The sequence below is a fragment of the Mesorhizobium sp. M0491 genome, from assembly GCF_040321265.1.
In the GTDB taxonomy this organism is placed as follows: Bacteria; Pseudomonadota; Alphaproteobacteria; order Rhizobiales; family Rhizobiaceae; genus Mesorhizobium.
The window spans coordinates 113,840-135,741 of the sequence record NZ_JAMYRE010000003.1 but is presented as its reverse complement, the minus strand read 5'-3'; the positions used below and the strand labels follow the sequence as shown (position 1 = coordinate 135,741).

Sequence of the window (21,902 nt, the reverse complement as noted above, 5' to 3'; positions counted from 1 at the left end):
GCTGCCGCTGACCTTAGAGTGCAGCGCAACCGCCGACGCTCGAGAGGCCCTTGCCCGATATGCTGGACTTCAGTTCGCTCCTGCTCGCAGCTGCGCTGTCGGGCATCTGCCTCAGCGTCACCATGTTTGCGATCTGGTTCACCGCGCCCAAGGCAGGCTTCGTGCTGACGGTGGCGTGCGGCATTCTGGTGCTCGTCGCGCATGTGATCCTGTTCTGGCGATACACCAAGGATCCCGATCCGCTGCTCTGTCAGATCGTGCTTGCGCTGCTCAGCCTGGGGTTCCTGATCCTCTGCGTGTCGGCCATGCAATATCTGGGCGTGCCCGGCCACAGACGCGCCGTTGCACCGGCGCTTGCCGCCATGGCTGTCTGTGCGGCAGTGACCTTCCTGGGGCTTGACGGTGTCGGCTTCATCGTCACCTACGCCACGGTGACGGTGCTTCTGTCGGCGATCGGCGCCATGTTTTGGATCAATGGCAGTCACGATCGCCGGATCCTGCTGGTGGTTTCGTTTCTGAGCGGCACCTGCGCTGTGTCGTTTGCGCTTTGTGGCGTGGTTCTGCTGACCAAGGGGCAATGGACGCTCGCGGTCGCGCCCGACAACTGGGCCGAACGACTGAATTCCGTCGTGGCGGTGGCTTGCATGACCGGGCTCGGCGCATTGACGCTCTCCCTCCACCATCTGCAGGCGCAGATCGAGCTGAAGGCCGAGACCATGACCGACCCGCTGACGGGGTTGATGAACCGGCGGGCGTTGACGTCGCTCTACGGCGAGCGGAGTTTCGGTCCGTTCATGTCCGTCGTCATGTTCGACCTCGACCACTTCAAGCGGACGAACGATGTCTATGGCCATCCGGTCGGGGACCAGGTCTTGTGCCGCTTCGCCGCGGTCATCAAGAAATATGCCAGGACCGGCGTCGACGCTTTTCGCCTGGGCGGCGAGGAATTCGCCGTCGTCATGTCGCGAATGACGGAAGAGAAGGCCCATGATCTCGCCAGCAAGATCTGTGTGGCCTTCGGCACCGAGATCGTCGCCACCCAACTCGGCAAGTTGCGCAGCACGGTCAGCGGCGGCATCGGCTTTGGCGAGGCAAGCGGCAGCAGCCTCGATGAGGTGCTGACCGAGGCCGATGCGGCGCTCTATGCCGCCAAGCGCGCCGGGCGAAACTGCGTCATCAGCCGTAAAAGGACAGGCAAGGCCGAACCTATCAAGCCGGCCTTGCGCTCCGCGTAATTATTCCGCCGCACCCAGATAGTCCGACAGTGGCGGGCAGGAGCAGACCAGGTTGCGGTCGCCGGCGACATTGTCGATGCGTGACACCGGTGGCCAGTATTTGGCTGCCGTGTCGGCGTCGCCGGCGGGATAGGCCGCCTCCAGGCGCGAGTAGGGATGCGTCCACTGGCCGGCCAGCACCTCGGCGGCGGTGTGCGGCGCGTTGACCAGCGGATTGTCGGCCAAAGGCCATTCGCCCCTGGCGACTTTCGCTGCCTCGCCTGCGATGGCGATCATCGCCTCGCAGAAGCGGTCGAGTTCCCGCTTGGGCTCGGATTCGGTCGGCTCCACCATCAGCGTGCCGGCGACCGGGAAGGACATGGTCGGCGCGTGGAAGCCGTAGTCGATCAGCCGTTTGGCGACATCGTCGACACTGATGCCGGCGCTGTCCTTGAGCACGCGGGTGTCGAGGATGCATTCATGCGCGATGCGATCGTGCCTGCCCTTGTAGAGAAGCGGGAAATGCGGCGCGAGCCGTGTCGCCACGTAGTTGGCCGAGATGATGGCGGTCTCCGTCGCCTGCTTCAGTCCGGCGGCGCCCATCATGCGGATATACATCCAGGTGATCGGCAGGATCGAGGCACTGCCGAATGGTGCGGCCGACACGGCGTGCGCCGAACCTTCGGTGACATGTCCCGGCAGATAGGGCTGCAGATGCGCCTTTACGCCGATCGGGCCGATGCCCGGGCCACCGCCGCCATGCGGAATGCAGAAGGTCTTGTGCAGGTTCATATGACAGACATCGGCGCCGATATCGGCGGGCCGCGCCAAGGCGACCAGCGCGTTGAGATTGGCGCCATCGAAATAGACCTGGCCGCCATGCTCGTGGATAAGGGCGCAGAGGTGGCGTGCACCTTCCTCGTAGACGCCATGCGTCGAGGGGTAGGTGAACATCAGTGCCGCGAGATTCTTGGAATGCTCGTTGGCCTTGGCTCTCATGTCGTCCATGTCGATATTGCCGTCCTCCAGGCAGCGCACAACGACAACGCTCATCCCGGCCATCGCAGCACTTGCCGGATTGGTGCCATGAGCGGAGGAGGGGATCAGGCAGACGGTGCGATGACCTTCGCCGCGTGAGCGATGATAGGCGCGGATTGCAAGCAGGCCGGCATACTCGCCCTGGCTGCCGGCATTGGGCTGCAGGCTGACGGCGTCGAAGCCGGTGATCTCCGACAGCCATCCTTCCAGTTCGCCGATCATGGCGCGATAGCCGGCCGAATGGCTTGCCGGCGCGAAGGGATGCAAATTGGCGATTTCAGGCCAGCTTACCGGCATCATTTCCGCCGCCGCGTTGAGCTTCATGGTGCAGGATCCCAGCGGGATCATGCTGCGGTCGAGCGCCAGATCCTTGTCGGCCAGCCGGCGCAGCAAGCGCATCATGTCGGTTTCCGACTTGTTCTCATGGAACACAGGCTGGGTCAGGAACTCCTTGCCGCGCGGCTTGCCAGGTACGGTGCTGTCGGCCGACGGAGAGGCCTTGGCGCCGAACAGGGCGGCGATCGCATCGAGATCGGCATCGGTCGAGGTCTCATCGAAGCTGATGCCGACATGGTCGGCATCGATGACGCGCAGCAGCCGGCCGGTCTTTTCAGCCGCAGTGGCGATCTGCGCCGCCTTGCCCTTGGTCTCCACCGTCACCGTGTCGAAACGGCTGGCGCCGATCACCGACACGCCTGCCGCTTCGAGGCCGCTTGCCAGACGATTGGCCAGCGTGTGGATGCGCCCGGCAATCGCCTGCAGCCCGGCGGGGCCGTGCCAGATCGCATAAGCCGTCGCCATGTTGGCAAGCAGCGCCTGTGCGGTGCAGATGTTGGAGGTCGCCTTGTCGCGGCGGATATGCTGTTCGCGTGTCTGTAAGGCAAGCCGGTAGCCGGGCCGGCCTTTGCTATCGGTGGATTGGCCGACCAGGCGGCCAGGCATCAGCCGCGTCAACTTGTCGGAGACGGCGCAATAGGCGGCGTGCGGCCCGCCAAAGCCCATCGGCACGCCAAAACGCTGCATCGGGCCGACGGCAATGTCGGCGCCAAGCTTGGCCGGCGCATCGGTCAGCGCCAGGCCGAGCGGATCGGCAATGAAGACGACGATGGCGCCGGTCGCACGCGCCTTGTCGATCGCCGCCTTGTGGTCGCCATAGACGCCAAACGTATCCGGCCAGGAGACGAGCAAAGCAGCGGTGTTGTCGTCGATCGTCTCGCCGTCGATCTCGATGCCGAGCGGCTCGGCGCGGGTACGCACGACGTCCAGTGTCTGCGGGTGTGGCGTGCCGGCAAGTGCGATCTTGGTGCGCTTGTCGCGGTGGTGGCGCAAGGCGATGCCTATGGCTTCGGCGACGGCGGTTGCTTCGTCCAGCAGCGAGGCCGACGCCACCGGCAGACCGGTCAATTCCGTGACCAGCGTCTGGAAGTTGAACAGCATCTCCAGCCGGCCCTGGCTGATCTCGGCCTGATAGGGCGTGTAGGCCGTGTACCAGGCCGGGTTCTCGAACAAGTTGCGCTGGATGACCGGCGGCACATGCACGCCGTGATAGCCGGCACCGATAAAGCTCTTCAGCACCGTATTCTTGGCCATGGTCGCCGACAATTCGGCCAGCGCTTCCGCTTCGCTGGCCGGTGCGGGCAGGGTCAGCGGCAAGTCGAGGCGGATCGACTGCGGCACGGCCTGGCTGATCAGCGTCTCGATGGACGGAACGCCGATCACGGCAAGCATGGCTCTGACATCGTTGACGCTCGGGCCGATGTGGCGGGCCGAGAAGGGAGTGAGTGCTGCGGTCATGTCAATCCGTCCTGATATCAGCCGATATGGGCTTTGTAGGCGGCCTCATCCATGAGGCCCGCGAGCTGGCTTTCGTCGGCAAGCTTCATCTTCCACAGCCAGCCGGCGCCGGTTGCCGCCGAGTTGACCAGTGACGGGTCCGACGACAGCGTGCTGTTGGCTTCGGTGATCTCGCCATCGACCGGCGCGTAGACATCGGAAGCCGCCTTGACGGATTCGACCACGACGGCGGTGTCGCCCTTGGTCAATTTCTTTCCGGTCTCCGGCAGTTCGACGAAGACGAGGTCGCCGAGCTGCTCCTGCGCATAGTCGGTGATGCCGACAGTGGCGATGCCGCCCTCGACGCGGAGCCATTCGTGATCTGATGTGAAATAGGTCGTTGCCATTGAGATCATCCTTTGCGGTAGCGATGCGGTGTGAAGGGCAGGGAGCTGATATCGACTGGGATTTTCGTGCCGCGAACATCGGCGAAAACCCGTATTCCCTGTTTGGCCAGTGGCGCCGTGACATAGCCCATGGCGACCGGATGGCCGGCTGACGGGCCAAAGCCGCCTGATGTGACATGGCCGGCGGGCGTGCCGTCGGCGTCAAAGAGCGCGGCGCCGGCGCGCACCGGCTGGCGGCCTTCCGGCTTCAGCCCGACGCGCTTTTGCGCGGGTCCTCGTTCCACGGCGGCGCGGAGCGCATCGGCGCCGATGAAAGCGCCGGAAGCGCGGATGTCCTTTGGAATTGCCCACATCAACGCAGCGCTGGCCGGATCGGTCTCCGGCGTGATGTCCTGGCCATGCAGGCACAGCCCTGCCTCCAGCCGCAGACTGTCGCGGGCGGCCAGGCCGATCCACAGCACGCGTTCATCGCCGAGCAGCTTCGCGACGAGGTCGCGCGCATCGGCTTCCGACAGGCCGATCTCGAAACCGTCCTCGCCGGTATAGCCCGACCGGCTCATGAACCAGTTCTTGCGCGGTTCGACACCATGCATGAACAGCAGCGAGCCGGTCTCGATGCCGGCGCGCGAAAGGGCGGCCCAGGCTTCAGGACCCTGGATGGCCAGGAAGACGCGGTCGAGCGGCTCGACCCTGGCGTCGAAATCCGCGGCAAGTGCACGCAAATGCTTTTCGTCGGCGACGGCGTTGCCTGCGTTGGCGACCACCATGAACCTGCTATCGCCAAGTCTGGTGACGATCAGGTCGTCCAGAATGCCGCCTGCCTCGTTGAGGAAAAAGGACAGTTTGGACTGTGAGATTTGGAGTGCGCCTGCATCCAAGGGGCAAGCGCGGTTGAGCAGCGCAACCGCCTCCGGCCCGCTGACTTCGAACAGCTTCATATGCGAGATGTCGAACAGGCCAGCCTGTTCGCGGGTGTGAAGATGTTCCTTCATGACGCCCGCCGGATAGGTCAGCGGCATCGACCAGCCGGCAAAAGCGCCAAAACGCGCACCGGCGGCCACATGGATGTCTTCGAGGGGTAGGTGTCTTGTATCGTCGCCCGTCATGTCGTCTCCAGAGTCGCACGCAATCGGCCGCGAATGGCGACCAGTCCGTGCCCCTCTGTCTGAAGCCTGAGAGACTCGCGCAGCCGGAGCTCTGTCAGCGGCGCTTACACCTTCGGCGCGGGGGCAAGCCCCGACTTTCCAGAGTGTCTTTCCCGTCTACGGTTCTTTTGCCTGAGAGATTTCGGGCGATTTCCCCTTCGGCGACAGCTCTCGCTGTTCTCTCCCGCAAACAGGTAGGACTCAGACCCTGAGTCCTCGACGCGCCATCCATAGCTCGCGCGCGACGGCTTGTCACCTGTCAGCGACATCTAAAGCGCGTGCATGCCATTCTTCAAAACCGCGGCACGTTTTTGGGCGACATGCGTTGGCCGACAAGTCTTCGCTAACCACGCCGTTTGCCGGTTTTTCAAGACACTGCTGATATGTTGGCTTGTATGACGCTTGGGGCCGGCGCTTGGCGACGGCGGACGGGGACGACAAATGGGCGAATTGATCATGAGCGCGCCGGTGGCCGGGCTGACCTCGAAAAGCCGCATCGCCGCGGAGGACGTGGCGATGTTGCGCCATGAAGTGTTCGGCGATGGCGTCGTGACGCGCGGCGAGGCCGAGGCGCTGTTTGCGCTCGATGCAACGGCGAAGGACAAATGCGAGGAATGGCCGCCCTTCTTCGTGGAGGCGGTTACCGACTATATCGTCCACCAGGAAAAGCCGTCGGGCTATATCTCGCAGGACAATGCCGACTGGCTGATCCGCACGATCTCGCGCGATGGCATGGTCGACAGCCGGACCGAGCTCGAATTGCTGGTGCATGTGCTGGAGCAGGCAAGATCGTCGCCGAGCCAGCTTTGCGTCTATGCGCTGGAGCAGGTGGCGCATGCCGTCATTGACGGCAAGGGGCCGCTGATGCTCGGCGGCGCGCTGGCTCCCGGCCTCATCGCACAGGCGGTCGAGCTGCTGCGCCGGATCCTCCATGCCCATGGCGGCGACGGCAACATCGCCATCACGCGCGCCGAGGCCGAGGTGCTGTTCAAGATCAACGAGTGCACTGCTCAAGGGCACAACGATCCGTCCTGGAACGAGCTGTTCGTCAAGGCGATCGCCAATTTCGTCATGTGCTCGGCCGGCTACGAAGCACCGACGCGCGATGTGGCGCTGCGCCGCGATGCCTTCCTCGAACATGCCGATCCGGAAATCGGCGGCTTCTTCAGCCGCATGATCTCTGGCGGCCTTGCCGGCATCATGGAAGCCTATCGGTCCCCGGGCGACATCGAGGCCGAGTGGGAAGCCAAGAACAGGGCGGCCGAGACCCTGGCCCGCCGCGCCGAGACGATCGATGCCGGCGAAGCCGGCTGGCTGATCGAACATATCGGCGTCGACAGGCCTCTTTACGAGAACGAACGCGCGCTGCTGACGCTGATCAAGCACGCCTCACCGGAAATCCATCCGGCGCTGAGGCCGCTGCTCGACAAGGTTGCCTGAGCGGTAGGGGGTTGCCTCGGTCAAAGCCGGGGTTGCCCGATTAGATCTGGTCGACGTCGATGTATATCCTTGCCAAGCCTTCCCTGACGGTCGACATGGCATCGGCGACGCTGATGGCGATGTGGTCGTGCATGAGCCTTGCGGCCCTGTTGGCATCGCGGGCTACCATGGCCCGGGCGATTTCGCTGTGTTCGGTGTAGGTCGTCGACAATCGCCGGTGCTTCTCCACTTCGATCTTGCGAACGAAATGGATGCGCGTGTTGATGCCTTCGAGCATGCGCGCCAGTTCGGAATTACCTGACAGCCTGGCGATGCGGATGTGAAATTCCTCGTCCCTGGCGGTCAGCTCAGTGCTGGAAAATGAGTCGGCGCGCGCCATGGTGAGCGTCCACCAGTCGACGAGCGCGGCAAGCTCCTCATCTGTCGAGCGCTGGATCGCCAGCCTGACGGAGCGCTCCTCGAGCACCGCCCGCACGTCGGAAAGATTGACGATCTCGTCGACATCGAAGCCCCGGCAAAAGAAGCCGCGATTGGTCTGGAAAGTGATGAGTTCTTCTGTGACCAACCGCTGGAGCGCCTCCCGGATCGGGCTGCGGCTGACATTCAGCCTGGCGGCAAGCGCCACTTCGTTGATGCGCTCGTTCGGCTTGAAGCGATAGTCCATCGCCATGCCACGGATTTCTTCATAGACACGCGGGCCGGTCTTGATCGGCTTGGATGCCAACGCCGCGCTGTTGTCCTGGTTGCTTTGCCTGGTGGGTCGGAGCATGGCGTCGGTCAAGCCTTTGCGGCGCTTGGTTCGGCAAACCGCGCCCGTGTGGGAAGGATGTCATCGAGGGCGATTGGTGCCGCCCGGCCGGCGATCAGATCGGCGACGATGCGGGCCGATCCATGTGCCATGGTCCACCCGATATGACCGTGGCCGGTGTTCAGCCAGAGATTTTTGATGTTGCGCAGGCCGAGGATCGGCAGGTTGTCGGGCGTCATGGGCCTCAGGCAGGCCCGCATCTCGGCGCGATCATAGGCGATGCCGCGCGGGAACAAGTCCTGCGTGACGCGCTTCATGAAGGCGAAATCCGAAGGCTTGTGGCTGCGATCATAGCCTGCGAATTCCGCGGTGGCGGTCACGCGGATGCGATCGCCCATCGGCGTGATGGCGACGAGGTTGTGCTCATCGATGACAGGGAGTTTTGGAGCCAGCGCCCGATCGACGATGGGAATGGTCATGGAATATCCCTTGACCGGATAGATCGGCAGACCAAGGCCGATCTTGCGGGCGAGGACGGGGCTCTCGGCGCCGAGACTCAGAACGTAGGTGTCGGCCAGAAACTCTCCCTTGTCGGTGACGACCTTGGTGATCGTTTCCTTTCTGCGTTCGATCCCCACGATCCTGGTCCCTGTCAGGATCTTGCCGCCCCTATTTTCGACGATGGCCGCCAGCGCGCGCGTGAACTTGGCGGCGTCGCCGGTTTCGTCGGTCGGACACAATACGCCGCCGGCAATGTTGTCGCGCGACGAAGCCAGCGCCGGCTCGCGGTCAACGATTTCCTGCGCGTCTACGATGCGGATCTCCTGGCCGTCGGCTTCCAGCAGGCGCATGTTGGCGACGCCCTTGTCGAGCGCCTGATGGCTGCGGTGGAAATAAAGAATGCCGTCCGACGTCCTGTCGTACGGGATCGCCTCTTCCCTGACGACCGCCTGCAGGACCGATTGGGAATGGACCGCAAGCCGATGTTTGAGCAGAGTGTTGCGACGTGCTTTGGCGGCCGTGCATTGCATGAGGAAGCGCAACGACCAGCTGTAGAGATGCGGGTCGGTGGAGAGCTTGAAACGAAGCGCCTGGTCTTTCAGGAACAGTGACTTCAGCAGGGTTTTTGGCGCGGCCGGCGATGACCAGACGAAGGAATGGCCGGGCGCGATCATGCCGGCATTTGCCCAGCTTGCCCCTTCGGCCACCTGTGATGCCTGCTCGAGAACGGTGACCGTGTGGCCGTCCTTCTGCAACTGATAGGCCGTGGTGATCCCGACAACGCCGCCGCCCAAGATCAATACGCGCATCGCTGTCCCGAATGGTTGTCGTTTCTATTGTCGACAATTCAATAGGAAGACGCTGGTCATTGTCAACGGCGCGTGGGTCGACGATCGATTCACCGTTCAGACAGGGCGAACCCCGGCATTTCTCGGTTCCCAAAATTCGAACGGAGCTCTTGACACGTTTGGCAAAGTTGTCGTTTCTATTGTCGACAATTCTGATTGGCATCAGGAAGGGGACTGTGCCATGGACGCCCCGCTTAGCCGCGCCGACGACACGCTTGTCCTCGACAAGGAACACATTCCCTTCACGACCGACGACGGCATCGGCACCCGCGCCAATCTCGGCCTGCTCGTCCTTCGGACCGACCAGACCATCGAGGATGAATTCCGCTATGCGCTGCCCGCGCGCGCCATCGCGCTGTACGAGGCGCGGCTCTACAGCGATGTCGAGATCACGCCTGAAAACCTGATGAAGATGTCGGCCGTCATCCCGGGAACGGTCGGGCTCTTGCCGGACGTCAAGTTCGATGTGATCGGCTTTGCCTGCACTTCGGGAGCGCTGGTTATCGGCGAGGACAAGGTCGCCGAACGCGTTCACGAGGTGCTGCCGGGCGTGCAAGTGACCAACCCGGTGACGGCGGCGCGGGCGGCGCTGAAGGCCCTGGGCGTTTCGCGGATCGCGTTGCTCACCCCTTATTTGGCAAAAATCAATCATTCCCTGCGGGCATCGCTGATGGCGCGGGGTATGGATATTCCGGTCATGGGCTCCTTCAACGAGGCGGACGACAATGTCGTTGCACGCATCACGCCGGCGTCGGTCAAGCAGGCCATCTTGGAAATCGGTGCGTCGAGCGACTGTGAGGCGGTGTTCGTTTCCTGCACCAGCATGCGCGTTGCCCGCATCATCGAGGAGGTCGAGAAGGAACTGGGGAAACCGGTAACCTCGAGCAATCACGCCCTTGCCTGGCACATGCTGCGGCTCGGCGGCATTGGTGAGCAGATTGCCGAAAAGGGCGAACTGTTTCGCCGCTCGCTAGGCTAGCATCTTCAGAGCCGGATTTGCGGTGTGCAGCTCAGATCCCGCCGTACCAGTCGTAGCCATTGTCTTCCCAATAGCCGCCGCGACCGCCGCCGACTGTGGCGAAGCCATCGACCAACTCGATCTTGTAGAGATATTTCGGCATCTTGTAGCCGAGCTGGCGCTCGACGCGAACCCGCAGCGGCGCGCCGTTCTCGACCGGCAGCGGCTTGCCGTTCAGGCCATAGGCGAGGATCGTCTGCGGGTGACGGGCATCGATCAGGTCGATGCTGCCGTAATATTTGATGTCGCCCGACAGGCTGCGGTCGATCGTGTCGAGGCAATGGAACATGACATAGCGCGCCTGTGGTTTGACCACCGCCTGGTCCAGCACCAGCGACAGCGGGGTGCCGGTCCATTTGGCTATGCAGCTCCAGCCTTCGACGCAGTCATGGCGGGTGATCTGGGTGCGGCTCGGCATGTTCTGAAGCTGCTCGCGGCTGAGCGACAGCGGCTTTTCGACGAGACCCGTCACTTCCAGACGCCAGTCGGCGAAATTGTTGGCGAGCAGGCCTTTGTAAACATCGTCATCGGGAGCGGTGACACCGTTCGGCCGCTGCGGCTGGCGTATGTCGGCCTCGGTGAATTCCGGCGCCAGCGCGTCACGTCCGGCAAGCAGGCGCTGTGCCCGGTATGTCAGGTCATTGGCGTTTTCGAGAAAACTGCGCAGGCCGCTGCCAACACCTAGCTGACTGTCGAAGGCGTCGCAGCCCGACAGCATGATGCCGGAGACGCCAAGGCTGGCACCGGTCAGGAATTTGCGGCGGCTGATCTGGAATTTTGCCATGTCAGGCATTCCTCTCGACGGGTTTGTCGTCCTGTGCGGGAGGATCGGTGCGATACCAGCCGGTGATGATCGAGCGCAGTTCGTTGATCGGGCCGGCGGCCAGGATCATCAGGATATGGACGACGAAGAAGGCGACCAGCAGCACCATGACGGTGAAATGGATGGTGCGTGCCGTCTGCCGGCCACCGAGCAGATCGTTGAGGAACGGCAGCACCGAATTCATGCTCGGCGACATCGCCAGGCCGGTGATGATCATCAGCGGCAACAGCACGAACAGCACGCCGCTATAGGCCATCTTCTGCAGCGTGTTGTATTCGCGCGCGTGGTGGAATTTGAGCTTGGCATGGTCGACGATGTCTTGCGGCAATCGCTTCAAATCGTCGAGGCGTGGCGCGAGATCGCGCCGCAGATGGCCGTTCACGATGCTGGCGACAAACCAGACGATCAACGTCGTGGTCAGTATCCAGGCAAAGAAGAAATGGATGACGCGCGCGGTGCCGAGATCATAGTAGGACGGGATGGTCGCCCAGGATGGAAAGGCGCGGGATGTCTCCTGGCCGGCCGGACCCGACCAGCCGAGCACGCCAGTCGTGTCGAAGCGCTTGCCGAAGATTTCCGTGTAGCCGCGCGGACCCGCGTCGGAATTCTCAGCGCCGATGGCGAAGATGGTGTTGTTGTAGTCAAAGCCCGATTCTTTGCCGATATAGAGCTGCGGACGGGCATTGAAGATCTGCAGGCCTGACAGCAGCATGAAGAACAAGGAGATGGCCCAGAGCCAATGCGTCAACCGCGTCCAGCGAGACTGCCGGTAGATCAGCGTTTTGTCGTTCGACGCAGAAGCGCCTGGATCGGCGGCGGATTGGCTTCTGGCAACGGATTCCATCGTCTTTCGTCTCCCGGCCTCGCGGCATGGCCTGCGCGTTCATTGTCCTCCTGATACGTCGCGATCCAAACCGATGTTTCATCCGATCACGGATTTATTACGGACCGCCCAGGCTGACGGCGAGATTGACGGCAGCGGCGACGATGACCGTGTTGAAGAAAAACGACAGGATGGAATGGACAAGCACGACACGACGCATATGCGTTGTCGAGATGTTGGTATCGGCAGTCTGTGCGGTCATGCCGATCACCGTCGAGAAGTACAGGAAATCCCAGCCCTCCGGCCGTTTGTCGCCCGGAAACAGCAGTCCGCCGACCGGGATTTTCTTCCTGGTCTCGGCATCCACCGCATCGCCGTCCATCCAGTAGACATGGGCATAATGGAGCGCTGCCATGGCATGGATGGTGAACCAGCCGAGCGGGATCGACAGCAGCGCGAAGGTGAGCTCGACGGGATGGCTTCTGTCCTTCTGATTGATCAGCAGGAACAATGAGATAACGGCAACGCCGACGACGACAAGCGTCACGGCGAAGATGACCAGCACAGGCTGGTCCGTGGCACGCGCATTCCTGCTCAGATACCTGCCGGTGAACTTCGGCATCTGGGCGACGACGAGAATGACATAGGCGGCAAAGAACGCGTTGGCGCCGATCGAATAGGCAAGCGGGGCGTGCAGCAGCAACGCCACGAGAAGCGCAAAAACGCCAACGCAGGCCGACACAGCGAACAGCATGTGGCGCTGAATGGGAGACTTCACCGGGGTTTCGGCAGCCATGTCGGTTCCAACCTTGGATGGCGCTCGGTTTCTAGTCTGGTGTGGCGGATTTGAGCGCCCGCCGCAAGATGCGGTCGAGTTCGCCCAGAAACCGCGACCGGTCTTGTGGCGCGAAGCTGGCATTGTAGCCCTTGCTTTCGCCGGTCTCGCGCAGATGCTGCTTCAGGTCACGCATCGCCATCGCCATGCCGATCGTTTCCGGAGTGAAGGGGCGCCCCGTTGGCCCAAGCACATGGGCGCCGAGCGCCACCGCGCGGGCGGCCAGCGGAATGTCCGCGGTGATCACAATGTCGTTGGTGCGTGCATTGTCGACGATCCAGTCGTCGGCGGCATCAGCGCCCTTGGAGACCACGACATTGCGGATCATCGGATCGCGCGATGGCCGCAGGCCGCCATTGGAGACGTAGGTGACAACGACGCCATGCCGGTCGGCCACTTTTTCGACCTCGGCCTTGACCGGGCAGGCGTCTGCATCGACGAGAATGGCGGGGAGTTCGCTCATGCTTGGGTGGTGCCGTCTTCGACCACGATCTCGGCTTCCTTGTCGACCATATGTTCGCGCATCAGCATTTCGGCTTCTTTCACCGCTCTCTTCACATACGGGCCTCGGGCGCTGAATGTGATCTCGTCAATGCATCTATCGATTTCGCCGAGGTCGATGCTGACGCGTTTGTTGTCGCGAAATGTTCGCCAGAGGTCTTCGCCGAAATTGCGAATGCGGTGGATACCTGACGCTTGCCCGTCGCGAAATTTGATGCGGATTATGACCATGCCTTTGCAAGCTTTCGAACGGCTGGTGCGGGCCGGACCAGGAAGGTCCAGCCCGCAATCGTTCAGGCCGGCAGCGCTCCGGACTTCTTCGCCGTCCAGGTGGCGATGTAATCCATCAGGCCGGGGTTGAGGCAGTCATAGGGCTCCAGCCCGATTGTCTTCAGCTGCGAACGGATGCCGTCCATCCCCTTCGGATCGACACCGGACTCGATGATCGATGAGACAAAGGCGGTAAAGCCCGGCGGCGACCAACCGTCCTCTTCGAAGCGTTCGGGATGGATGAAGGACAGGCCCTTGAACGGATGGTCGCGCTCGACCGGCCCGTGCATGTGGACACCGCAGCCGGTGCAGGCATGGCGCTGGATCAGCGCTGAGGGGTCGACCACCTTCAGCTTGTCGCCGTTTTCGGTGACGGTGACGTCGCCGGTGCCGGCCACGGCAACGACTGAGAACACCGCGCCTTCCGGCTTCCAGCATTTGGTGCAGCCGCAGGCGTGATTGTGGGCGATCTGGCCTTTGACCTTCACCTTCACCGGCTTGCTGGTGCAGGCGCAGACCAGCGTGCCGCCGGCAAAGCTTGCGCTTTCCTTCGGCAAGCCATTGTCGATTTTCGGATGCAGTTTCTCCGCCATTCTTTTCTCCTCCCAGTTGTGAACCACAGGGGTCGCTGGCCGTTGGTCGGCGGTTTGTGGTCTTCCTCAGTAAACGACGACGCTTCTGATCGATTTGCCCTCATGCATCAGGTCGAACCCCTTGTTGATGTCCTCGAGCTTCAGCGTGTGGGTGATCATCGGATCGATCTGGATCTTGCCGTCCATGTACCAGTCGACGATCTTGGGCACGTCGGTGCGGCCGCGCGCGCCGCCGAAGGCGGTTCCCATCCAGGTGCGGCCGGTGACCAGTTGGAACGGCCTTGTCGAAATCTCCTGTCCGGCGCCGGCGACGCCGATGACGACCGACTTGCCCCAGCCGCGATGCGAGGCTTCCAGCGCCTGGCGCATCACCTTGGTGCTGCCGGTGCAGTCGAATGTGTAGTCGGCGCCGCCGATCTGGTCGGCGCCACGCTTGGTCATGTTGACGAGGTGGGGCACGACATCGCCGTCGATCTCCTTCGGATTGACGAAATGCGTCATGCCGAACCGCTCGCCCCACTCCTTCTTGTCGTTGTTCAAATCGACGCCGATGATCATGTCGGCGCCGGCAAGTTTCAGGCCCTGGATCACGTTGAGGCCGATGCCGCCGAGGCCGAAGACGACGGCGGTGGCGCCGATCTCGACCTTGGCGGTGTTGATCACAGCGCCGATGCCGGTGGTGACGCCGCAGCCGATGTAGCAGATCTTGTCGAAGGGGGCGTCGGGGTTGACCTTGGCCAGCGCGATCTCGGGCAGCACGGTGAAATTGGAGAAAGTCGAGCAGCCCATATAGTGAAAGACCTTGTCCTTGCCGATCGAGAAGCGCGATGAACCATCGGGCATCAGGCCCTGGCCCTGGGTGGCGCGGATGGCCGTGCACAGATTGGTCTTTCGCGACAGGCAGGAATGGCACTGGCGACATTCGGGCGTATAGAGCGGGATGACGTGGTCGCCCTTCTTGAGCGAGGTGACGCCCTTGCCGATATCGACGACGACGCCGGCGCCCTCATGGCCGAGGATGGCTGGAAACAGGCCTTCCGGATCGGCGCCAGACAGCGTGAATTCGTCGGTGTGGCAAATGCCGGTCGCCTTGATCTCGACCAGCACCTCGCCCTCGCGTGGGCCGTCGAGATCGACCTCCATGATCTCCAGCGGCTTTCCGGCGGCGACAGCGACAGCGGCGCGGGTTTTCATGGGGCAGTTCCTCCAATGCGAATTTTTTTCCAAGGTTTCAGGTTTTATCGACACGATCAACCGGAACCTGGTGCCAGGACTGGTCCACAGCGGTGAATTGGAATCGCAGATCGATTGGAAGGCAGTGAATTGCATGGTCGGCTTGACCCTGCAAGCACAGGCCATAAAAGGAACGGCCGACCCGAGGGGATGACATTTCGCATGTTCACGAAAATCCTGATCGCCAATCGCGGCGAAATTGCCTGCCGCGTCATCAAGACGGCGCGCAAGATGGGTATCGCCACGGTTGCCGTCTATTCCGATGCCGATCGCGATGCCGTGCATGTCGAGATGGCCGACGAGGCGGTGCATATCGGGCCTTCGCCAGCCGCGCTGAGCTATCTCGTCCCGGAAAAGATCATCGCCGCCTGCAAGGAAACGGGAGCCCAGGCCGTGCATCCCGGCTACGGATTCCTGTCCGAGCGGGCGGCTTTCTGCGAAGCGCTGGAAGCGGAAGGCATCATTTTCATCGGCCCGAAGCCCAAGGCGATCAAGGCGATGGGCGATAAGATCGAATCGAAGAAGTTCGCCAACGCCGCCAAGGTTTCCACCGTGCCCGGCTGGCTCGGCGTCATCGAGAATGCCGACCATGCCGAAAAGATCGCCGGCGAGATCGGTTATCCCGTGATGATCAAGGCTTCGGCCGGCGGCGGCGGCAAGGGCATGCGCATCGCCTGGAGCGAGGCCGAAGTGCGCGACGGCTTCGACCGCGCGCGCTCGGAAGCCAAGAGCTCGTTCGGCGACGATCGTCTCTTCATCGAGAAATTCATCGTCGATCCGCGCCATATCGAAATCCAGGTGCTGGCCGACGCGCATGGCAACGCGCTCTATCTCGGCGAGCGCGAATGCTCGATCCAGCGACGCAACCAGAAGGTCGCCGAAGAGGCGCCGTCGCCCTTCCTGGACGCCGCGACACGCAAGGCCATGGGCGAGCAGTCGGTGGCGCTGGCCAAGGCCGTCGATTACCAGAGCGCCGGCACGGTCGAATTCATCGTCGACAAGGACAAGAACTTCTATTTCCTTGAAATGAATACACGATTGCAGGTCGAGCATCCGGTGACGGAGCTCGTCACCGGCATCGATCTGGTCGAGCAGATGATCCGCGTCGCCGCCGGCGAAAAGCTTGGCCTGAAGCAAAGCGACATCAAGCTGAACGGCTGGGCGGTGGAAAGCCGGCTCTATGCCGAAGACCCTTACCGCAACTTCCTGCCTTCGATCGGCCGACTGACGCGCTACCGGCCGCCTGAGGAAGGACAATTCGGCGATGTCGTCATCCGCAACGACACCGGCGTCACCGAAGGCTCCGAAATCTCGATGTTCTACGATCCGATGCTCGCCAAGCTGTGCACCTGGGCGCCGACGCGTCTGGAGGCCATCGATGCCATGTCGGAAGCGCTCGACAGCTTCGTCGTCGACGGTATCGAGCACAACATTCCGTTCCTGGCCGCCTTGATGCAGCATCCGCGTTGGCGGGAAGGGCGGATATCGACCGCTTTTATATCGGAGGAATATCCCGACGGCTTCGCGCCGGTCGTACCGAACGACGATGAGAAGGCCGTGCTGGCGTCGATCGCGACCGCGGTGGAACTGCTGCGCCGTGACCGGCTCGACCGGCTGGGCGGGCGGCTGGCGCCGCATTCGGGAGCTCTGAAGCGCGACTGGGTGGTAAAGATCGGCGATGACTATCTGTCGGCGTCGATTATCGAGGGCATGATTTCCATTCCGATGGAAATCGATCTGTCGATCGAGGGCGGCAGGGCGTTGACCGTTGCATCAGACTGGCGGCCGGGCGATCTGATCTGGCGCGGCACGGTAGGCAAGCGCAAGGTTACGGCCCAGGTCAGGCCGGTTGCCAACGGCTTTCGCATAGCCTGGAAAGGCATGTCGGTGACCGCGCGCGCCATGCTGCCGCGCACCGCCGAGCTGGAAAGGCTGATGCCCGAAAAGGTGGCGCCGGACACGTCGAACCTGCTGCTTTGCCCGATGCCTGGCCTTGTCGTGTCAATTGCCGTTGCCGAAGGCCAGGAGGTCAAGGCCGGCGAGACATTGGCGGTGGTCGAAGCGATGAAGATGGAAAACGTGCTGCGTGCTGAACGCGACCTTGTCGTCTCCAAACTCAACGCCAAGCCAGGCGACAGCTTGGCCGTGGATGCGGTGATCATGGAGTTTGCGTAAGGCTGGCCGGGCCGGCAGCCTGTGATCAGCAGCGGTTTGTGCTGGACTGGCATCGCGCGGTCCCGGACAATACATCTCCATCGACTCAAGGACCTTCACACAGCACCATGGCCGACGAAAAACTTCCCCGCGATCCCCTGAAGCGCGAAGCAGCGATTGCTGCGGCGCGGCCCGAGGCCCCGGCGCGGCCCTTCGTCCATCTGCGCGTGCATTCGGCCTATTCGCTGCTGGAAGGCGCCTTGCAGATCGGCAAGGTGGTGGCTCACGCGGTCAAGGACGAAGCCCCGGCCATCGCCGTCACCGACACCAACAATCTGTTCGGCGCACTGGAATTCGCGCAGAAGGCGGTGAAGGACGGCATCCAGCCGATCATCGGCTGTCAGACGGCGCTCGCCTTTTCCGGCGAAAACAGCGATGGCCAGCGCGACCGCAGGCGGCAGGGCCCGGATATGCGGCCGGTGGTCCTGCTCGCCGCGACCGAAGCCGGCTATTCCAATCTGGTCAGGCTGGTTAGCCGCGTCTACCTCGAAACGCCGCCGGGCGAAGCCGTGCACCTGACCACCGAAATGATGGACGGCTATTGTGACGGATTGATCTGCCTCAGCGGTGGGCCGCGCGGACCGATCGGCACCGCGCTCAAGGAAGATCGCCGCGACCTGGCCGAAGCCCGGCTTTTGACCCTCAAGGAGATGTTCGGCGACCGGCTCTATGTCGAGTTGGACCGGGTTTCCGGTTATGACCGCGTGATCGAAAAATCCTCGATCGATCTGGCGTATGCCCATGAACTGCCCCTGGTCGCCACCAACGAGGCGTTCTTTTCCTCTCGTGACGACTATGACGCACATGACGCGCTGATCGCCATCGCCGAGGGATCGGTCGTCGCCGCCGACAATCGTCGCCGGCTGTCGCCGGACAATTTCCTGCGCAGCCAGGCCGATATGGCGCGGCTCTTTGCCGATCTGCCGGAGGCGATCGACAACACTGTCGAGATCGCGCTGCGCTGCTCCTACTATCCCAGGAATCGCAATCCGATCCTGCCGCGCTTCACCGGCGGCGATGTCGCCGACAATGACGCCGCGGTGCAAGCGGAAGCCGACGAACTGGCCCGCCAGGCGCATGAGGGGCTCGACGCGCGCCTCGCCATGCATGGCCCAACCGCCGGCTATACGGTCGAGCAATACCGCGAGCGGTTGAACTTCGAGCTTGGCATCATCACCAAGATGAAGTTTCCCGGCTACTTCCTGATCGTTGCCGACTTCATCAAATGGGCGAAGGCTCAGGGCATTCCGGTCGGGCCGGGCCGCGGTTCGGGCGCAGGCTCGCTGGTCGCCTATTCGACGACCATCACCGACATCGATCCGCTGCGCTTCTCGCTTCTGTTCGAGCGCTTCCTCAATCCCGATCGCGTGTCGATGCCCGACTTCGACATCGACTTCTGCCAGGATCGACGTGAGGAGGTCATCCGCTACGTCCAGCAGAAATACGGTCGCGACCAGGTCGGCCAGATCATCACCTTCGGTACGCTGCAGGCTCGCGCCGTGCTGCGCGACGTTGGCCGTGTGCTGCAGATGCCCTATGGCCAGGTCGACAAGCTCTCCAAGATGGTGCCACAGAACCCGGCCAATCCGGTCAAGCTCGCTGACGCCATCGCCAACGAGCCGCGCTTTGCCGAAGAGGCCGAGAGGGAGCCGATCGTCCAGACGCTGCTCGATATGGCGCAGAAGCTGGAAGGCCTTTACCGCCATGCCTCGACGCACGCCGCCGGCATCGTCATCGGCGACCGGCCGCTGTCGGAACTGGTGCCGATGTACCGCGATCCGCGCTCGGACATGCCCGTCACCCAGTTCAACATGAAATATGTCGAGCAGGCCGGACTGGTGAAGTTCGACTTCCTCGGCCTGAAGACGCTGACCGTGCTGGAGACGGCGGTGAAGCTGATCCGCCGGCGCGGCATCGAGATCGATCTGGCGACGATCCCGCTCGACGATCCCGACACCTACGCCATGCTGTCGCGCGGTGAAGTGGTCGGCGTGTTCCAGGTGGAAAGCGCCGGCATGCGCAAGGCGTTGATCGGCATGCGGCCCGACTGCATCGAGGACATCATCGCGCTGGTCGCGCTCTACCGCCCCGGTCCGATGGAGAACATTCCGACCTACAACGCCAGAAAGCATGGCGAGGAGGAGATGGCGTCGATCCATCCCAAGATCGACCATCTGGTGAAGGAGACGCAAGGCGTCATCGTCTACCAGGAACAGGTGATGCAGATCGCGCAGGAGCTGTCCGGCTACTCGCTCGGCGAAGCCGATCTGCTGCGCCGCGCCATGGGCAAGAAGATCCGCGCCGAGATGGACAAGCAGCGCGAGCGCTTCGTCTCCGGCGCTGTCGAGCGTGGCGTCGGCAAGCCGCAAGCCGACTTCATTTTCGACCTGCTGGCCAAGTTCGCCGACTATGGTTTCAACAAATCGCATGCCGCCGCCTACGCGGTGGTTTCATACCAGACCGCCTATCTCAAGGCGCATTATCCGGTCGAGTTCCTGGCGGCGTCGATGACGCTCGACATGGGCAACACCGACAAGCTCGCCGATTTCCGCCAGGACGCGCTACGCCTCGGCATAGAGGTTCTGGCGCCGTCGGTGACATCGAGCTTTCGCCCCTTCGAGGTCGGTGAGAACCGCATCTACTATTCGCTGGCGGCGCTCAAAGGCGTCGGCGACGCGGCGGTCGAACACATCGTTGCCCAACGTGGGGAAAGGCCGTTCAAGAACCTTGCTGATTTCTGCGAGCGGGTCGATCCCAAGATTGTCGGCAAGCGCGTCTTCGAAAGCCTGATCATGGCCGGTGCGCTCGATTGCTTCGGCCACGACCGCGCGTCGATGATGGCGGGCGTGGAGCGCATGATGGGACTGGCGTCGCTGGCGCAGCAGAATGCGGTTTCCGGCCAGCACGACATCTTCGGCGCTTCGCTCGGCGCCCAGTCGCAGGCACTCAATCTGCCGGCGACAGAGCCGTGGCTCGCCGCCGACCGGCTGCACCGTGAATTCCAGGTGGTCGGCTTCTATCTCTCGGCGCACCCGCTCGACGAGTACAAGGCGGCCCTGCAGAAGATGCGGGTTCAGACGTGGGCCGAGTTTTCGGCGGCCGTCAAACGCGGTGCCGCCGCCGGCCGTCTGGCCGGCACGGTGACGTCCAAGCAGGAGCGCAAGACGCGCACCGGCAACAAGATGGGCGTTATCGCCTTTTCTGACACATCCGGCCAGTACGAAGCCGTGCTGTTTTCCGAAGGACTGGCGCAATATCGCGATCTGCTCGAGGCCGGCCGCTCCGTGGTCATCACCGTTGCCGCCGAGGACAGGCCGGAAGGCGTCAATCTGCGCATCAACTCAGTGCAGTCGCTGGAGGACGAGGCAAGCCGTATCCAGAAGGCACTTCGCATTTTCGTGCGCAACGCCTCGCCGATCAACACGCTGGCCGGCCAACTGACCGTCAGGGGCGAAGGCCAGGTCAGCTTCGTGCTGATCAAGGAAGAGGGCGAGGGGGAAATCGAGATCGAGCTGCCGAACCGCTACCGGATTTCGCCGCAGATCGCCTCGGCGATGCGCGCGGTGCCGGGCGTGGTCGAAGTGGAGTTGGTGTGACCCCCGCTCTTTCTCGCGCGCGGCAATCAGCCGGGCGGTCGCTGCCGCGAACGCCAGCGCAGTCAGCATGAAGCCGGCACAGAGGAACGGGTCGCAGACGGTTTCAACCTTGGCGCGGCTGCGTGACAGGCTGCGCAGGCTCTATCATGGGCGCACGCCGGCCGCTTTCCGGTTCCAACTGGTGGCCGTCGTCATCGACCTCGCCATCATCGCTTTCTTCATCGCGACGCCGGTTCTTCAGGACAAGCCGTCATTCCTCTGGCTCGACTATTCGGCGGCCGCGCTTGTCGCCGCGGACCTGGTCGCCCGGCTGCTTGCCTCCAAAAACATGCTGCGGCTGATGAAGCAGCCGACGTCGTGGGTCGATGTCTTCATCCTTTTGACGCTGCTGATGCCGACGGCGTTCGCCAATCTCGCCTTCCTGCGCATCCTGCGGCTGTGGTCGCTGTCGCGCAGCGGTTCGCTCTGGCGGCATCTGGAGATGCGCGGCCTGCGGCCGTGGCGCGAGGCCAGCCACGCGGTCATCAACCTCTTGACCTTCCTGTTTGTCATCACCGGCTTCGTCTACACGTTCTTCTTCCGCACTGGCGCCGGCCTGGAGAACTATATCGACGCGCTTTATTTCACCGTCGCCACGGTGACGACGACCGGCTTCGGCGACATCGTGCTGCCGGGCATGGCCGGCAAGCTGACGGCAATCGTCACCATGATCATCGGCATATCGCTGTTTGTCAGACTGGCTCAGGCGATCTTCCGGCCAGCCAAGGTTTTGTTTCCCTGTCCGCAGTGCGGCTTGCGGCGGCACGAGCCGGACGCCGTGCATTGCAAAGCCTGCGGCCATCTCCTCAACATACCCGACGAAGGGAACTGACGGCCGGCGGA

19 protein-coding genes and 1 riboswitch are annotated in these 21,902 nt (G+C 62.8%); of the genes, 7 read left to right on the top strand and 12 right to left on the bottom strand.

Going from position 1 to position 21,902, the window contains the following annotated elements:
• Positions 1–59: 59 nt before the first annotated feature.
• On the top strand, positions 60–1,235 hold the full coding sequence (locus NKI69_RS04505; protein ID WP_023810510.1) for a GGDEF domain-containing protein: 1,176 nt from the start codon (positions 60–62) through the stop codon (positions 1,233–1,235).
• Here the strand turns inward: NKI69_RS04505 and gcvP are convergent, their stop codons facing one another.
• The 3 genes from gcvP to gcvT are packed head-to-tail and all read right to left on the bottom strand — an operon-like array spanning position 1,236 to position 5,538.
• The gene (gcvP, locus tag NKI69_RS04500) at positions 1,236–4,046 is read right to left on the bottom strand and encodes an aminomethyl-transferring glycine dehydrogenase (RefSeq protein WP_128303367.1); all 2,811 of its coding nucleotides are present in this window, start codon (positions 4,044–4,046) and stop codon (positions 1,236–1,238) included. It abuts the gene before it with no gap.
• Positions 4,047–4,063: 17 nt separating this feature from the next.
• Positions 4,064–4,432, bottom strand: a complete 369-nt coding sequence (gene gcvH / locus NKI69_RS04495) for a glycine cleavage system protein GcvH (RefSeq protein WP_128303368.1) — start codon at positions 4,430–4,432, stop codon at positions 4,064–4,066.
• Positions 4,433–4,437: 5 nt separating this feature from the next.
• Entirely contained in the window at positions 4,438–5,538 is a 1,101-nt protein-coding gene (gene gcvT / locus NKI69_RS04490; RefSeq protein WP_128303369.1) for a glycine cleavage system aminomethyltransferase GcvT, read from the bottom strand.
• Between the two features lie 149 nt (positions 5,539–5,687).
• Positions 5,688–5,774: riboswitch (glycine riboswitch) on the bottom strand.
• A 244-nt stretch (positions 5,775–6,018) separates the two neighbouring features.
• On the opposite strand from gcvT, the gene NKI69_RS04485 reads away from it, so the two are divergent.
• Positions 6,019–7,017: a hypothetical protein gene (locus tag NKI69_RS04485; RefSeq protein ID WP_128303370.1), complete on the top strand. Its 999-nt coding sequence runs from the start codon at positions 6,019–6,021 to the stop codon at positions 7,015–7,017.
• A gap of 40 nt (positions 7,018–7,057) precedes the next feature.
• Here NKI69_RS04485 and NKI69_RS04480 read toward each other — a convergent pair whose 3' ends face one another.
• Both NKI69_RS04480 and NKI69_RS04475 read right to left on the bottom strand, forming a co-directional pair.
• Positions 7,058–7,786 carry a GntR family transcriptional regulator gene (locus NKI69_RS04480; protein ID WP_352720226.1) on the bottom strand — a complete coding sequence of 243 codons (729 nt, stop codon included), beginning with the start codon at positions 7,784–7,786 and terminating at the stop codon, positions 7,058–7,060.
• A gap of 8 nt (positions 7,787–7,794) precedes the next feature.
• Complete coding sequence (locus NKI69_RS04475; protein ID WP_352720224.1) at positions 7,795–9,075, bottom strand: D-amino acid dehydrogenase; 1,281 nt, start codon at positions 9,073–9,075, stop codon at positions 7,795–7,797.
• Between the two features lie 220 nt (positions 9,076–9,295).
• Between NKI69_RS04475 and NKI69_RS04470 the strand changes: the two genes are divergently transcribed.
• Positions 9,296–10,093: a maleate cis-trans isomerase family protein gene (locus NKI69_RS04470; RefSeq protein WP_023810517.1), complete on the top strand. Its 798-nt coding sequence runs from the start codon at positions 9,296–9,298 to the stop codon at positions 10,091–10,093.
• A gap of 31 nt (positions 10,094–10,124) precedes the next feature.
• Here the strand turns inward: NKI69_RS04470 and NKI69_RS04465 are convergent, their stop codons facing one another.
• The 7 genes from NKI69_RS04465 to NKI69_RS04435 all read right to left on the bottom strand — a co-directional run bounded on the left by NKI69_RS04465 (position 10,125) and on the right by NKI69_RS04435 (position 15,171).
• A complete protein-coding gene (locus NKI69_RS04465) occupies positions 10,125–10,916 on the bottom strand; it encodes a molybdopterin-binding protein (RefSeq protein ID WP_023810518.1) in 792 nt (263 codons plus the stop codon).
• A gap of 1 nt (position 10,917) precedes the next feature.
• Entirely contained in the window at positions 10,918–11,799 is an 882-nt protein-coding gene (locus tag NKI69_RS04460) for a cytochrome b/b6 domain-containing protein (RefSeq protein WP_023810519.1), read from the bottom strand.
• A 97-nt stretch (positions 11,800–11,896) separates the two neighbouring features.
• Positions 11,897–12,574 carry a DUF1345 domain-containing protein gene (locus NKI69_RS04455; RefSeq protein ID WP_023810520.1) on the bottom strand — a complete coding sequence of 226 codons (678 nt, stop codon included), beginning with the start codon at positions 12,572–12,574 and terminating at the stop codon, positions 11,897–11,899.
• Between the two features lie 31 nt (positions 12,575–12,605).
• Positions 12,606–13,076: a YaiI/YqxD family protein gene (locus NKI69_RS04450; protein WP_023810521.1), complete on the bottom strand. Its 471-nt coding sequence runs from the start codon at positions 13,074–13,076 to the stop codon at positions 12,606–12,608.
• Positions 13,073–13,345, bottom strand: a complete 273-nt coding sequence (locus NKI69_RS04445) for a hypothetical protein (RefSeq protein WP_128303376.1) — start codon at positions 13,343–13,345, stop codon at positions 13,073–13,075. The genes NKI69_RS04450 and NKI69_RS04445 overlap by 4 nt, the downstream gene beginning before the upstream one ends.
• Before the next feature lie 62 nt (positions 13,346–13,407).
• On the bottom strand, positions 13,408–13,977 hold the full coding sequence (gene gfa / locus NKI69_RS04440; protein WP_023810523.1) for an S-(hydroxymethyl)glutathione synthase: 570 nt from the start codon (positions 13,975–13,977) through the stop codon (positions 13,408–13,410).
• Between the two features lie 66 nt (positions 13,978–14,043).
• Entirely contained in the window at positions 14,044–15,171 is a 1,128-nt protein-coding gene (locus NKI69_RS04435) for an S-(hydroxymethyl)glutathione dehydrogenase/class III alcohol dehydrogenase (RefSeq protein WP_352720220.1), read from the bottom strand.
• Here NKI69_RS04435 and NKI69_RS04430 point away from each other — a divergent pair.
• The 4 genes from NKI69_RS04430 (at position 15,170) to NKI69_RS04415 (ending at position 21,891) form a co-directional block, all read left to right on the top strand.
• Positions 15,170–15,364 (top strand): hypothetical protein, encoded by a 195-nt coding sequence (locus NKI69_RS04430; RefSeq protein ID WP_023810524.1) that lies wholly within the window; start codon positions 15,170–15,172, stop codon positions 15,362–15,364. The genes NKI69_RS04435 and NKI69_RS04430 overlap by 2 nt on opposite strands.
• Positions 15,365–15,372: 8 nt before the next feature.
• Complete coding sequence (locus NKI69_RS04425) at positions 15,373–17,385, top strand: acetyl-CoA carboxylase biotin carboxylase subunit (protein ID WP_352720218.1); 2,013 nt, start codon at positions 15,373–15,375, stop codon at positions 17,383–17,385.
• 107 nt (positions 17,386–17,492) lie between these two features.
• The gene (gene dnaE / locus NKI69_RS04420) at positions 17,493–21,020 is read left to right on the top strand and encodes a DNA polymerase III subunit alpha (protein WP_023810526.1); all 3,528 of its coding nucleotides are present in this window, start codon (positions 17,493–17,495) and stop codon (positions 21,018–21,020) included.
• 67 nt (positions 21,021–21,087) lie between these two features.
• Positions 21,088–21,891, top strand: a complete 804-nt coding sequence (locus NKI69_RS04415) for a potassium channel family protein (RefSeq protein WP_352440260.1) — start codon at positions 21,088–21,090, stop codon at positions 21,889–21,891.
• The last annotated feature ends 11 nt before the right edge of the window (positions 21,892–21,902 follow it).